3 protein-coding genes, 2 tRNA genes and 3 rRNA genes are annotated in these 14,745 nt (G+C 58.2%); all 8 read right to left on the reverse strand.

Annotated elements, in window-relative coordinates:
- Nucleotides 1–9 precede the first annotated feature (9 nt).
- The 8 genes from recD to AB3G88_RS23795 all read right to left on the reverse strand — a co-directional run bounded on the left by recD (nt 10) and on the right by AB3G88_RS23795 (nt 14,579).
- Nucleotides 10–2,115: an exodeoxyribonuclease V subunit alpha gene (gene recD, locus AB3G88_RS23760; protein WP_191960080.1), complete on the reverse strand. Its 2,106-nt coding sequence runs from the start codon at nt 2,113–2,115 to the stop codon at nt 10–12.
- Nucleotides 2,112–5,786, reverse strand: a complete 3,675-nt coding sequence (gene recB / locus AB3G88_RS23765; RefSeq protein WP_480451919.1) for an exodeoxyribonuclease V subunit beta — start codon at nt 5,784–5,786, stop codon at nt 2,112–2,114. The genes recD and recB overlap by 4 nt, the downstream gene beginning before the upstream one ends.
- Nucleotides 5,783–9,235, reverse strand: coding sequence for an exodeoxyribonuclease V subunit gamma (recC, locus tag AB3G88_RS23770; RefSeq protein ID WP_480451921.1), 3,453 nt, complete (start codon nt 9,233–9,235; stop codon nt 5,783–5,785). The genes recB and recC overlap by 4 nt, the downstream gene beginning before the upstream one ends.
- A gap of 135 nt (nt 9,236–9,370) precedes the next feature.
- Nucleotides 9,371–9,486 (reverse strand): 5S ribosomal RNA (rrf, locus tag AB3G88_RS23775).
- 151 nt (nt 9,487–9,637) lie between these two features.
- A 23S ribosomal RNA gene (locus AB3G88_RS23780) occupies nt 9,638–12,529 on the reverse strand.
- Nucleotides 12,530–12,776: 247 nt separating this feature from the next.
- A tRNA-Ala gene (locus AB3G88_RS23785) sits at nt 12,777–12,852 on the reverse strand.
- Nucleotides 12,853–12,882: 30 nt separating this feature from the next.
- Nucleotides 12,883–12,959, reverse strand: a tRNA-Ile gene (locus AB3G88_RS23790).
- Nucleotides 12,960–13,042: 83 nt separating this feature from the next.
- A 16S ribosomal RNA gene (locus AB3G88_RS23795) occupies nt 13,043–14,579 on the reverse strand.
- The 16S, 23S and 5S rRNA genes sit together here with 2 tRNA genes alongside, the layout of an rRNA operon.
- Nucleotides 14,580–14,745 lie beyond the last annotated feature (166 nt).

Here is a 14,745-nt window from a genome sequence, read left to right on the forward strand (position 1 = left end):
GCGATACTCTCAGGTGTTTTCGGAGTGATGCCGCAACGATAGCACAGCATCAGAAATTTCTGACTCCTGACCCAACTCCAGCATTAGCCCACTCAAGCGCTTGACCTTGCGTCGCACGGCCTCTTCAAACACTCCGCCACGGGGTTCGATCAGGCTGAACCAGCGCTTGGCGCGGGTGATGCCGGTGTAGATCAGTTCCTTGGTCAGCACCGGGTTCAAGGCGTCCGGCAGGATCAGCGCGGTGTGGGTGAATTCCGAGCCTTGGGATTTGTGCACGGTCATGGCGTACACGGTTTCCACATCATTCAAACGGCTGGGTAGTACAAATCGCACGCCGCCTTGCCCGTCGTTACGTGGGAAAGCGACGCGCAACACCGGGTCGCCGCCGTCACTTTCGGGCAGCTTCAGGGCAATGCCGATGTCGCCGTTCATCAGCCCCAGGCCGTAATCGTTGCGCGTCATCAGCACCGGGCGGCCTTCGTACCATTGTTCGTCACCCTCGATCAGCCGCACTTTGCGCAAGGCTGCGGTGATGCGCAGGTTCAGTCCTTCCACGCCCCAAGGGCCTTTGCGCACGGCGCAGAGCAGTTGGAACGCATCGAAGGCCTGCAGCAGTTGTTGCGCCCAGTGGGTCCAGGCGAGGTTGTCACGTGGGGTGTCGAGGGTGGGACGCGCGCTGTGCAACAGGTTGAGGTAATAGCGATAACCCTCAGCGCCGTCGCCCTGCCCATCCAGCACCAGGCGTTCCAGGGCATGGTCGTGCTCACCTTTGAGGCTGACACAGAACAGGTCGCCGTGACTGCGAGCGGCCAGCAGCTTGCGGGCCTCTTCGGCGTTTTGCTGATTGACCCAGCGCGCCAGTTGGCCGATGCCGCTACCTTCGCCGAAACGCCGCGAGTAACGCAGCATTACCACTTGCTGAGCCAGGGGATGGCTGCCGTCGAGGTCTTCTTGCAGGCCGCTGGCGTCGAGGTCTTCACCGCTGACGGCTTGCAGCCATTGACGAGTCTGGGGGCTGTACCAGCCGGCTTCGGCGTCGCGGCACAAATCACCGAGTACGGCGCCGGCCTCCACCGAGGCGAGTTGGTCTTTGTCGCCCAGCAGCACCAGGCGCGCATGGGGCGGTAACGCGTCCAGCAGGTTGGCCATCATTTCCAGGTCGATCATCGAGGCTTCGTCCACCACCAGCACATCCAGGGGCAACGGGTTGCCAAGGTGATGGCGGAAGTGTCGGGTGCCGGGGCGACTGCCCAGCAAGCGGTGAACAGTGGTGACCTGGGTCGGGATCTTTTCCTTCACGTTTTCCGGCACTTTCAGCGACAGCACTTGCTGGCTGATGGATTCGGTCAAACGCGCAGCAGCTTTACCGGTGGGCGCGGCCAAGCGGATACGCAACGGGCTGCCGGTTTCCACCGCGGGTGCTTGTAACAGGGCGAGCAGGCGCACCACGGTGGTGGTCTTGCCGGTGCCGGGGCCGCCGGTGACGATGCTGAAAGCACCGCGCGTGGCCAGGGCGCAGGCAAGTTTTTGCCAGTCAATCACGCCATCGGGCGCCGGCTGGTCAAACAGGCCGTTCAAGCGTTGGGGCAAGTCGGCGGCGACGGCTTCCTGGGTCGCCAGGCGCAGGCGCAGAGCGGTGTCGATGCGCCGTTCGTAGGTCCAGTAACGGCGCAGGTACAGGCGTTTGCCCGACAGCACCAAGGGGCGACTGTGCGCCGACTCGCTGCCATCCAACGCCAGGGCGACCAACGGGCTGGCGGCCAACGCATGGCACCAGTGGGCGCCATCGAGGCCGTCGAGCAACTGCGACGGTAGCAGCATGGCGCCGGTTTGCAGGTCGCCTTCGGGCGGCAGAGACAAAGCAAAGTCCGGTGCCTTGAGGGTTTCGAACAGGTCCAGACACACATGGCCGTGGCCCAGCTGGTGGCTGGTCAGGGCGGCCGCCAGCAACACCAACGGGTCGGCGTGTGGGTCGAGTTCGTGCAGGAAGCCGACAAAGGCTTTGTCCAACGCCCGCAGCCAGCCACGATCAACCCAACGGTCCAGCAACTGGAGCAGGTCAGCGGCGCGGTCCAGAGGCTCCAGCGCCTCCAGCGGTAAGGGCGACAGGCTCATAACAACACTCCTTGTTCCCAGGCGGGCTCAACCTTGGGCGGGATGGGCTTGCCCTGGAACAACAGGTCCAGGCCTTCGATCAGCTCACGCGGAGGCCGAGTAAAAAACGCGCCTCGGCTGACGGCTTGGGTGCCACGCAGGAATACATATAGCGCGCCGCCGACGTGGCGGTCGTACTCGTAGCCCGGCAGACGCGCCTTGAGTTGGCGATGCAGTGCCAGTAGGTAAAGGACGTATTGCAGGTCGTATCGATGCTCAAGGATCGACTGTTCCATGGCCGCTTGCGTGTAGGCCAAATCGTCAGGGCCGAGCCAGTTGGATTTGTAGTCAGCCACGTAGTAGCGGCCGTCGTGTTCGAAGGTCAGGTTGATAAAGCCTTTGAACATGCCGTTGAGCAGCACCGGTTCGGCAGCCACGCGCGAGACGCCGTTATGGGTGTGCTGGCACACCAGTTTGTCGAGGGCGAGCACATCGACTTTATGGCTGGCGAACCAGAACTCCATTTCAATCTGGTACTGCTGCAGGCTGCTCAGGGTGACGTGAGCGTTGTCCACCGGCAGCGGCGTGTGCAGCAAGTGGCCGAGCCAATCGCTGAGGGTGATGATCCAGCCTTCCCAGTTGCGGCGATTGCAGCGCGCGCCGACGGCGTTTTCGATGGCGTCCGGCGTCACATTGAAGCCCTCTTCACCTGCCCACTCCAGCAGGCCGTGAAGGAAGGTCCCTGGGTTGGGACCGCGTGGGAAACGGTGAATATCGCCGCCGGACGCCGCCACTTCACGCGGCGCGTCAGGGTCGAGGCGTTCGTCATCAAACAGCTTTTGCGCTTGTGGGCTTTCGGGCGCTTCGAGGCTGGCGACACTCATGCTTTCACCAATGCGCAAGGCGCTGTAGGACGCGATCCACCAGTTTTCGGCAGCCTTGCGTCTGGGCAGCAGCGGTGCAAGCAAAGTCGCTTGGTTGCGCGGCGGGTGGAACACGCTGTCTTGGGCCTCGGGCACGTGTGCATAGTGGATGGCCGGGCAGCCTTCCTGCAGGTCCAGCAGCCAGCGCGCCAGGCCGGCTGACTCACCCAGCGCAGCACCCGCGCCGAGCAGGTAGCCCAGCGCTGACAGGTGCAATACCGAGTTGCTGCTGTTGCCGCGCTTGAGGTCGCCAACGCCAAGCCAGCAGGCGTGTTTGGCGCGGGTCAGGGCCACGTAGAACAAACGCAGATCTTCGGCCAGACGCTCGTCATCAGCCTGGGCGATCAACTCAGGCGTAGGACGCAGGCTGACATGGGACTTGCCGTGTTCGTCGTGGTAATGCAGCGGCAGGCGACTGCCGTCCACCGGCTTGGCCGAGCAGATGAACGGCAGGAAGACCAGGTCGTACTCCAGGCCCTTGGACTTGTGGATGGTCACGACCTTGACCAGTTGCTCATCGCTTTCCAGGCGCAGGATCTGCTCTTCGCCGGCCTGGCCCGATAACGCGAGCTGTTCGGCCAAGTGGCGGATCAGCGCTTGTTCGCCGTCCAGCTCGGACGCGGCCTGTTGCAGCAGTTCGCTGAGGTGCAGCAGGTTGGTCAGCACCCGTTCGCCGTCGCTGCGGGCAATCAGGGCTTGCGGCAGTTTGAAGTCGTGCAGCAGACGGCGCAGCATCGGCAGCACGCCTTGGGTGCGCCAGATCATACGGTAGCCACGGAACTGCATCACGCGGGCTTCCCACGCCAGCTCGTCCTGATTCAGACGCTCCAGTTCCGGCAGTGACAGGTTCAGGGTGACACAGGCCAGAGCGGCCCGCAGTGGACGCTCAACGTCCGGCTCGGCGCAGGCCTTGAGCCACGCCAGCAGGTCGTGGGCCTCCTGGGCGGCGAACACTGAATCCTTGTCGGACAGGTACACGCTGCGCACACCGCGGTCGGCCAGCTCGGCCCGCACGGCTTGGGCTTCCTTGCCGTCGCGCACCAGAATGGCAATGTCTGACGGCAGTACGCCGCGGAAGCTGTCGTCCGGTTGTAGGAAACCGGCCGTACCCTGCTGGCCACCGTTGAGCAATTCGACGATCCGCGTGGCACACGCGGCGGCCAATTGCTGACGGTACACGGCATTGGAAACAGGCTGGTCGGTGGGCAGGTGCCAGAGGTTCATCGCTGGCAATGTTTGACCATCGACCTGCAGCTTTTCCTTGCGGCCTTGGGATAACACCGCGTGGAACGGCACCGGGTTTTCGCCTGTCGGCTCGCGGAACAGGAACGCGCCCCGGCCCGTTTCTGCGCGCTGGAACACATGGTTCACGGCCTCGACCATCGCATGGCTGGAACGGAAGTTGGTGCCCAGGGTGTGGTGACGCCCAGTGGTGGACTGGCGGGCGCGCAGGTAGGTGTAGATGTCGGCGCCACGGAACGCATAGATCGCTTGCTTGGGGTCGCCAATCAGGAACAGGCCACTGTCGAGGTGGTTGTCTTCGATGCGGTAAATGCTGTCGAAGATGCTGTATTGCACCGGGTCGGTGTCCTGGAATTCGTCGATCAGGGCCACCGGGAATTGCTCGCGGATCACGCTGGCCAGACGCTCGCCGCCCTCTGCGTGCAGGGCAGCGTTGAGGCGGATCAGCATGTCGTCGAAACCCATTTCGGCGCGACGGCGTTTTTCTTCTTCGAAGCGTTTGCCCACCCAGCCGGCGGCGTGTTGCATCACGGCGGCGTCAGGGGTTGGCAGGGCGTCGAGAGCGGCTTTGAGGCCGGCCATGGCCTCGATGCCGGGGTGCTGCGGCGGGTCGCCCTTCCAGGCTTCGGCCATACCGTCGGGGGTCAGGCGGGTGAAGCCGGTGCCGATGTCCAGTTGTTCAAGGGTTTCATCGGCAGCCCAGGCACTGATTTTTTCGAACCAGGGCTCAAAGTAACGCGCTTGCATCTTGCGGCCGTCGACGGCTTTGGCGGCCACGGCTTGCAGGCAGATATCGCGCAGCTCTGCTGCCCATTGCTGCCAAGGTGCCTTGAGTTGTATCAGGGCTTCTCGGCGCTCTTGCAGACAGGCGTTGATCAGTTCCGCTGGCTCACGGGTTTCATCTGCAGGCCGTTCGCTGCCAAACAGTGCGCGCACCCGAGGCATCAAGGCGGCGGGCCCACCCCAATTGTTGCGCACCCAGTTGAGCGCATCGTCATGCATCGGGTAACAAAACAGCCGCCAGTAGTCACGCAGCACTTCGCCAAGCAGGTCGCTGTGGTCGGTTTCCAGGGTTTGGGTGAACAGGCTGCCGCTGTCAAATGCGTGTTCGCGCAGCATGCGCTGGCACCAACTGTGGATCGTGGAAACCGCCGCTTCGTCCATCCACTGGGCGGCGATGTCCAGGCGGTTGGCGCAGGCGGACCATTGCTCGGGCAGGTATTGCGCGCGCAGGTCGGCGATCAACGCATCAGGTTGTTCAATCTCATCGCGGAAGAAGCGTGCGGCTTCGGCCAGGCGGATACGAATACGCTCGCGCAGTTCTTTGGTGGCGGCATCGGTAAAGGTGACGACGAGGATTTGCGGTGGCAGCAACTCGCGACCGAACCCGGACTCCTCACCACCATGACCTAGCACCAGGCGCAGGTACAGTGCGGAAATAGTGAAGGTCTTGCCGGTGCCGGCGCTGGCTTCGATGAGTTGGCTGCCGCGCAGCGGGAAGGCAAGGGCCAAGGGTTTGCTGCTCATGCGCCGGCCTCCTCGCCTGTGAGTGATCGCCATGGGGCGTTGATCAGTGGTCGATACAGGGTTTCGCACCAGCCTTCGAATTCTTCGCTGGCAATCAAGGCAGCGTAATCAGGGAATTGCCGGGTGAGCGCCGGGGTTTCGCGGCGTTCGCCGTCGGTGGTCAGGCCGTCGCCTTCATAGGCTTTGCTCGCTGCGGCGTGGGCTTTGGCCGGGTCGGTTTGGCTGAGCCAGGCGAAGGCGGTTTTGACGGCGACTGGCAGTGGTTTTCTCATTGCGCTGTGCCAGGCCAACAGCAGGTTGCGGAGGATTTCCTGGGCGGCGGGTTTATCCAGCGGCGCCAGTAGCAACGTGTCGTCACTGGCCACCAAACCGGTGCTCAGCGGCAGGCCACAGGCGCACGCCACCACATGGTTGACCCAAGGACGGATCAGACGATGCCACTTGCGTGTCTTGATCGACCCGATGCTATTGGGGATGGTGGTGACACTCAGCAATCCGCCATCACTGCGTCGATGCAGGCCGCTGATCCAGCCTTCCAGCGCAATGCCTTGATGCTCAAAACTGATCGGTTCGGCGCCGGAGTGCGGAGTGGGCCAGAGGGCCAGCAACTGTTGGTAGCGTTGCAGCAGGCCGGGCAAGGGCTCGATCAGTTCGTTGCGCAAGCATTCGCCGAAACCGACCATGGGCAGCAGGCCACTCCCCTGCAGACGCAAGGCCTGGGCGTTGAGGGCCAGGTCGAGGTGATCGGGTTGGGACAGCGCTGCATTTAACAGGCTGTCGCTGAGGCTGTAGCGTTGCAGCGCATCGAGGACAAACGGTTCTTCATCGGACAAGGGTACTTCGGCCGCCTCGAAGAATACTTTCAGGCGCTGGCTGAAGAAGTGTTTGACCGGGTTGCGTAGGAAATCTTGCAACTGGCCGAGGCTCAGGGGTTCTTCCTGATGGTGTTGTGCCAGATCGTCTTGTTCAGGCGTCGCGACCTGCATTTCATGGAGTAACTGCCATTCGCGGGCGTAGCTGAACAGTGGATCGCCCGCGTGGAAGTAGCGGGCGCTGAACGGTTGGAGTGGGTGCTCCTGAGTCATCGCTTCGAGCAGTGGTTGTTCTGCTTGTGCGTTATGCCAGCCGCTGGCGATATGGTCGCGCAGTTGGCCGATCAGGACGGAGGCCGGGCGCTCGCTGTTATCGCGGATGCTGCGGCCGACCCAACTGATGTAGAGCTGGTCCCGGGCCGACAGGAGGGCTTCGAGGAGTAGATAACGGTCATCTTCGCGGCGCGAACGGTCGCCGGGCCGGTAGTCGCTGCCCATCAGGTCGAAATCCAGCGGGGGTTGGGCGCGTGGGTAATCGCCGTCGTTCATACCGAGCAGGCAAACCAGCTTGAACGGTATCGCACGCATCGGCATCAAGGTGCAAAAATTGACAGCACCGGCGAGGAAACGCTGGGATAGACGGCCTTGGTCCAGGCCGGCGAGCCAGGCTTCGCGGACTACGGTGAGCGGTAACTCGTCCTGCAGGCCAACTGACTCGCAGGTTTCCAGCCAGGTTTCTCTGAGCTGCTCAAGCTGCCCCAACAGGAAATCGTCGTGCTCACTGCTGGGCAGAAAGAACAGTTGCATCAGGCGTTGCAGACGTTCGCCCCATTCGTGGGGAGCCGCTGGTTGTGACAGGGCCTGATGGGCATCGCTGAGCGCGTCGAGCAACGCTACTAGCGGGCCGATCAAGGCCGCATCGAGCCCACCGATTTCGTCGTAAGGCTCGATGCCTTCGCAGGCAGCACCGGTGCCAACGGCATAACCCAGCAGCATACGGCGAAGGCCGAAACGCCAGCTGTTCTGCTCCAACTCGCTTGGCAAACCGAGGCCAGCACGTTGTTCGGCGTTGAGACCCCAACGGATGCCAGCACCTTCGATCCAGCGGTGCAAGGTAGGTAGGTCCCGTTCCTTGATGGCAAAGCGTTCGCGCAAGGCCGGGACATCGAGCAGATCAAGAACTTCGCTGACGGGGAAGCGGCTGTCGGGGAGTTTTAACAGGTGTTCGACGGCGATCAGCAAAGGGTCGCGGCCACGTTGGCCTTGATCGGTCAGGGTGAAGGGAATGAAACGTGGGTCGTTTCTTTCCAACTGGCCGAATACTGCACGGATATGCGGCGCGTAGCTGTCAACGTCGGGGACCATGACGATGATGTCCCTTGGGCGAAGCGTGGAGTCGGCGCTGAAACGTTGGAGCAACTGGTCGTGGAGGATTTCTACTTCGCGCTGGGCGCTGTGAGCGATGTGGAAGCGGATTGAGGCGTCACGCTCCAGGTCGACGGCGGGCCACAGGTCTCGAGTCTCATTGAGTGGGCGCAGTTCGAGGATATCGTCCTGCAGTTGGTTGAGCAGCGTGGTGGGTTCGCTGTCGCTGAACAGATCGATGCGTCCATCACGGAAGGCAGCGCGGTAACTGTTGGGATCGTCGTAACTGTCCAACAGGCTGATGTAGTCGCGGCCTTGTTTGCCCCAGGCGGCGAGAAGCGGGTGGGCGTGCTGGTGCAGGGTCTGCGGGTCGATGGTGACCGGCATGCCGGCTTTGCGCGCTTGGCGTTTGTATTCGTTACGCAGTAGGTCTTTGTCGGCGACGATGTCGGACCAATGGTGCCGACAAGGGTTGTGCACGCACAGCAAGACTTGGCTGAAACGGGCCAGGCCGGCCAATGCTTCGAGTGCTTGAGCGGGCAAAGAAGAAATCCCGAAGACAATCACCCGCGAAGGCAAGCCCTTCGGCGCCTCTTCAAGGGTATTGATACGTTCGATGAAACGCTGGTGAACGCCAGCGCGGCTTTCGGCCATGCCCTCTTCACCGACATCCAAGAGCAGCGCGCGCCATAGCTCGGCTTGCCAGCAATTGGCAGGATTGAGCGGCTTGGATTCCCCTCGACCATTGCGCAATTGGTGGCGGCCGGCGGCCCAGTCTTCCAGCCAGTCGGCACGGTAGACCTGATATTGGTCGAACAGATCGGCCAGGCGTTCCGATAGCTGGTAGCGTTTACGCAGGTCTGTGTCGTTAGTCAGAAAGCGCTGCAATGGCTCGAAGTGCGGTTGACCGATGAGTTCAGGGAGCAGGCGCATCAGGCGCCAGGTGAGCGGAGCTTTATCGAGCAGGGACTTGGGAGGAATTTCGTCACGTCCCAGGACCATGCGATAGAGCTGCCACATAAAGCTGCCAGGGAGCTGAACATTGATGGCGGCGGCGATTCCGCAGCCGCCCATGTCGTCGTCTTCCGGGTCTTCAGCCAGGGCCAGTTTGAGCCACTGAGCAATACCGTTGCTTTGTACCAGGGCGATTTCGTTTTCCAGGGGCGCCAGGGGGTAACGGCGCATCCAACTCACCACCAGGCTGCGCAGTTCGTCCAGCCGGTTGCCGTGAACGACCATGAATCCAGCACTGAGGGACGTCGCACCCGGCATAACGGCTTCCTTGGGAAAAACAATATCGAGGTATGGACTTTAGCACTGAAGGTGGCCGAGATGACCGCCTCAGCCTTTTCCCAGCGCCCAAAACAAAACCCCATCTGCTTTCGCAAATGGGGTTTCGGAATTTAATCTTGACGATGACCTACTCTCACATGGGGAAACCCCACACTACCATCGGCGATGCATCGTTTCACTACTGAGTTCGGGATGGGATCAGGTGGTTCCAATGCTCTATGGTCGTCAAGAAATTCGGGTACTGACTCGTGACCTGTTGGCCTCGCTTCAGCAAATTGGGTATGTGATAGCTTTCGGTGTTTTGTGAGCGTCGAACTTTCGGTTCATCTCGTCTTCACACACCGCAATCTGGCCTTTCGACGCAAATTGCTTGGGTGTTATATGGTCAAGCCTCACGGGCAATTAGTATTGGTTAGCTCAACGCCTCACAGCGCTTACACACCCAACCTATCAACGTCGTAGTCTTCGACGGCCCTTCAGGGAACTCAAGGTTCCAGTGAGATCTCATCTTGAGGCTAGTTTCCCGCTTAGATGCTTTCAGCGGTTATCTATTCCGAACATAGCTACCCGGCAATGCCACTGGCGTGACAACCGGAACACCAGAGGTTCGTCCACTCCGGTCCTCTCGTACTAGGAGCAGCCCCTCTCAAATCTCAAACGTCCACGGCAGATAGGGACCGAACTGTCTCACGACGTTCTAAACCCAGCTCGCGTACCACTTTAAATGGCGAACAGCCATACCCTTGGGACCGGCTTCAGCCCCAGGATGTGATGAGCCGACATCGAGGTGCCAAACACCGCCGTCGATATGAACTCTTGGGCGGTATCAGCCTGTTATCCCCGGAGTACCTTTTATCCGTTGAGCGATGGCCCTTCCATACAGAACCACCGGATCACTAAGACCTACTTTCGTACCTGCTCGACGTGTCTGTCTCGCAGTCAAGCGCGCTTTTGCCTTTATACTCTACGACCGATTTCCGACCGGTCTGAGCGCACCTTCGTACTCCTCCGTTACTCTTTAGGAGGAGACCGCCCCAGTCAAACTACCCACCATACACTGTCCTCGATCCGGATAACGGACCTGAGTTAGAACCTCAAAGTTGCCAGGGTGGTATTTCAAGGTTGGCTCCACGCAGACTGGCGTCCACGCTTCAAAGCCTCCCACCTATCCTACACAAGCAAATTCAAAGTCCAGTGCAAAGCTATAGTAAAGGTTCACGGGGTCTTTCCGTCTAGCCGCGGATACACTGCATCTTCACAGCGATTTCAATTTCACTGAGTCTCGGGTGGAGACAGCGCCGCCATCGTTACGCCATTCGTGCAGGTCGGAACTTACCCGACAAGGAATTTCGCTACCTTAGGACCGTTATAGTTACGGCCGCCGTTTACCGGGGCTTCGATCAAGAGCTTCGCGTTAGCTAACCCCATCAATTAACCTTCCGGCACCGGGCAGGCGTCACACCCTATACGTCCACTTTCGTGTTTGCAGAGTGCTGTGTTTTTAATAAACAGTCGCAGCGGCCTGGTATCTTCGACCGGCATGAGCTTACGGAGCAAGTCCTTCACCCTCACCGGCGCACCTTCTCCCGAAGTTACGGTGCCATTTTGCCTAGTTCCTTCACCCGAGTTCTCTCAAGCGCCTTGGTATTCTCTACCCAACCACCTGTGTCGGTTTGGGGTACGGTTCCTGGTTACCTGAAGCTTAGAAGCTTTTCTTGGAAGCATGGCATCAACCACTTCGCTAACTAAAAGTTAGCTCGTCATCAGCTCTCGGCCTTAAGATCCCGGATTTACCTAAGATCTCAGCCTACCACCTTAAACTTGGACAACCAACGCCAAGCTGGCCTAGCCTTCTCCGTCCCTCCATCGCAATAACCAGAAGTACAGGAATATTAACCTGTTTTCCATCGACTACGCTTTTCAGCCTCGCCTTAGGGACCGACTAACCCTGCGTCGATTAACGTTGCGCAGGAAACCTTGGTCTTTCGGCGTGGGTGTTTTTCACACCCATTGTCGTTACTCATGTCAGCATTCGCACTTCTGATACCTCCAGCAAGCTTCTCAACTCACCTTCACAGGCTTACAGAACGCTCCTCTACCGCATCACTTACGTGATACCCGTAGCTTCGGTGTATGGTTTGAGCCCCGTTACATCTTCCGCGCAGGCCGACTCGACTAGTGAGCTATTACGCTTTCTTTAAAGGGTGGCTGCTTCTAAGCCAACCTCCTAGCTGTCTAAGCCTTCCCACATCGTTTCCCACTTAACCATAACTTTGGGACCTTAGCTGACGGTCTGGGTTGTTTCCCTTTTCACGACGGACGTTAGCACCCGCCGTGTGTCTCCCATGCTCGGCACTTGTAGGTATTCGGAGTTTGCATCGGTTTGGTAAGTCGGGATGACCCCCTAGCCGAAACAGTGCTCTACCCCCTACAGTGATACATGAGGCGCTACCTAAATAGCTTTCGAGGAGAACCAGCTATCTCCGAGCTTGATTAGCCTTTCACTCCGATCCACAGGTCATCCGCTAACTTTTCAACGGTAGTCGGTTCGGTCCTCCAGTTAGTGTTACCCAACCTTCAACCTGCCCATGGATAGATCGCCCGGTTTCGGGTCTATTCCCAGCGACTAGACGCCCTATTAAGACTCGCTTTCGCTACGCCTCCCCTATTCGGTTAAGCTCGCCACTGAAAATAAGTCGCTGACCCATTATACAAAAGGTACGCAGTCACCCAACAAAGTGGGCTCCCACTGCTTGTACGCATACGGTTTCAGGATCTATTTCACTCCCCTCTCCGGGGTTCTTTTCGCCTTTCCCTCACGGTACTAGTTCACTATCGGTCAGTCAGTAGTATTTAGCCTTGGAGGATGGTCCCCCCATATTCAGACAAAGTTTCTCGTGCTCCGTCCTACTCGATTTCATGACTAAGAGATTTTCGCGTACAGGGCTATCACCCACTATGGCCGCACTTTCCAGAGCGTTCCGCTAATCTCAAAGCCACTTAAGGGCTAGTCCCCGTTCGCTCGCCACTACTAAGGGAATCTCGGTTGATTTCTTTTCCTCAGGGTACTTAGATGTTTCAGTTCCCCTGGTTCGCCTCTTACGCCTATGTATTCAGCGTAAGATAACCATCTTATGATGGCTGGGTTCCCCCATTCAGACATCTCCGGATCAAAGTCTGTTTGCCGACTCCCCGAAGCTTTTCGCAGGCTACCACGTCTTTCATCGCCTCTGACTGCCAAGGCATCCACCGTATGCGCTTCTTCACTTGACCATATAACCCCAAGCAATCTGGTTATACTGTGAAGACAACATTCGCCGAAAATTCGAATTTCTCAATTAAGAGAACTCACAAATTTTACCTTAGCCTGATCCGTTACCAGTGAAAGTAACGTTCAGTCTATCTTTCTATCACATACCCAAATTTTTAAAGAACGATCTAATCAAAGACTAGAAATCAACATTCACCATCATCACAATGGAATGCTCATTTCTAAGCTTTCAACAAACAGAAGCAGTAGTGGTGGAGCCAAACGGGATCGAACCGTTGACCTCCTGCGTGCAAGGCAGGCGCTCTCCCAGCTGAGCTATGGCCCCGTATTTCTACAGGCGTTTCCCACACAAAATTGGTGGGTCTGGGCAGATTCGAACTGCCGACCTCACCCTTATCAGGGGTGCGCTCTAACCAACTGAGCTACAGACCCAATTTCGGGCTGCTTCTTTATCGTCTTCTTCAATGAATCAAGCAATTCGTGTGGGAACTTATGGAGCAGCTGATGTCGTCGATTAAGGAGGTGATCCAGCCGCAGGTTCCCCTACGGCTACCTTGTTACGACTTCACCCCAGTCATGAATCACACCGTGGTAACCGTCCTCCCGAAGGTTAGACTAGCTACTTCTGGTGCAACCCACTCCCATGGTGTGACGGGCGGTGTGTACAAGGCCCGGGAACGTATTCACCGCGACATTCTGATTCGCGATTACTAGCGATTCCGACTTCACGCAGTCGAGTTGCAGACTGCGATCCGGACTACGATCGGTTTTATGGGATTAGCTCCACCTCGCGGCTTGGCAACCCTCTGTACCGACCATTGTAGCACGTGTGTAGCCCAGGCCGTAAGGGCCATGATGACTTGACGTCATCCCCACCTTCCTCCGGTTTGTCACCGGCAGTCTCCTTAGAGTGCCCACCATTACGTGCTGGTAACTAAGGACAAGGGTTGCGCTCGTTACGGGACTTAACCCAACATCTCACGACACGAGCTGACGACAGCCATGCAGCACCTGTCTCAATGTTCCCGAAGGCACCAATCTATCTCTAGAAAGTTCATTGGATGTCAAGGCCTGGTAAGGTTCTTCGCGTTGCTTCGAATTAAACCACATGCTCCACCGCTTGTGCGGGCCCCCGTCAATTCATTTGAGTTTTAACCTTGCGGCCGTACTCCCCAGGCGGTCAACTTAATGCGTTAGCTGCGCCACTAAGAGCTCAAGGCTCCCAACGGCTAGTTGACATCGTTTACGGCGTGGACTACCAGGGTATCTAATCCTGTTTGCTCCCCACGCTTTCGCACCTCAGTGTCAGTATCAGTCCAGGTGGTCGCCTTCGCCACTGGTGTTCCTTCCTATATCTACGCATTTCACCGCTACACAGGAAATTCCACCACCCTCTACCATACTCTAGTCAGTCAGTTTTGAATGCAGTTCCCAGGTTGAGCCCGGGGATTTCACATCCAACTTAACAAACCACCTACGCGCGCTTTACGCCCAGTAATTCCGATTAACGCTTGCACCCTCTGTATTACCGCGGCTGCTGGCACAGAGTTAGCCGGTGCTTATTCTGTCGGTAACGTCAAAACAATCACGTATTAGGTAACTGCCCTTCCTCCCAACTTAAAGTGCTTTACAATCCGAAGACCTTCTTCACACACGCGGCATGGCTGGATCAGGCTTTCGCCCATTGTCCAATATTCCCCACTGCTGCCTCCCGTAGGAGTCTGGACCGTGTCTCAGTTCCAGTGTGACTGATCATCCTCTCAGACCAGTTACGGATCGTCGCCTTGGTGAGCCATTACCCCACCAACTAGCTAATCCGACCTAGGCTCATCTGATAGCGCAAGGCCCGAAGGTCCCCTGCTTTCTCCCGTAGGACGTATGCGGTATTAGCGTCCGTTTCCGAACGTTATCCCCCACTACCAGGCAGATTCCTAGGCATTACTCACCCGTCCGCCGCTCTCAAGAGAAGCAAGCTTCTCTCTACCGCTCGACTTGCATGTGTTAGGCCTGCCGCCAGCGTTCAATCTGAGCCATGATCAAACTCTTCAGTTCAAACATCTTTGGGTTTTTAAGAAACCCTAAACTTGGCTCAGCAATCGTTGGTTACATCTTTGATTTCTCGCGGAGTAACTTGTGATGCTGATAATCTTGTTGACTATCAGTCTGACTCCACAAGCACCCACACGAATTGCTTGATTCAGTTGTTAAAGAGCGGTTG

The organism is Pseudomonas arvensis (assembly GCF_056688935.1).

Coding starts and splice junctions, on each gene's coding strand:
- recB (WP_480451919.1), bottom strand. CDS start 5,786: ATGAGCAGCAAACCCTTGGCCCTTGCCTTCCCGCTGCGCGGCAGCCAA.
- recD (WP_191960080.1), bottom strand. CDS start 2,115: ATGAGCCTGTCGCCCTTACCGCTGGAGGCGCTGGAGCCTCTGGACCGC.
- recC (WP_480451921.1), bottom strand. CDS start 9,235: ATGCCGGGTGCGACGTCCCTCAGTGCTGGATTCATGGTCGTTCACGGC.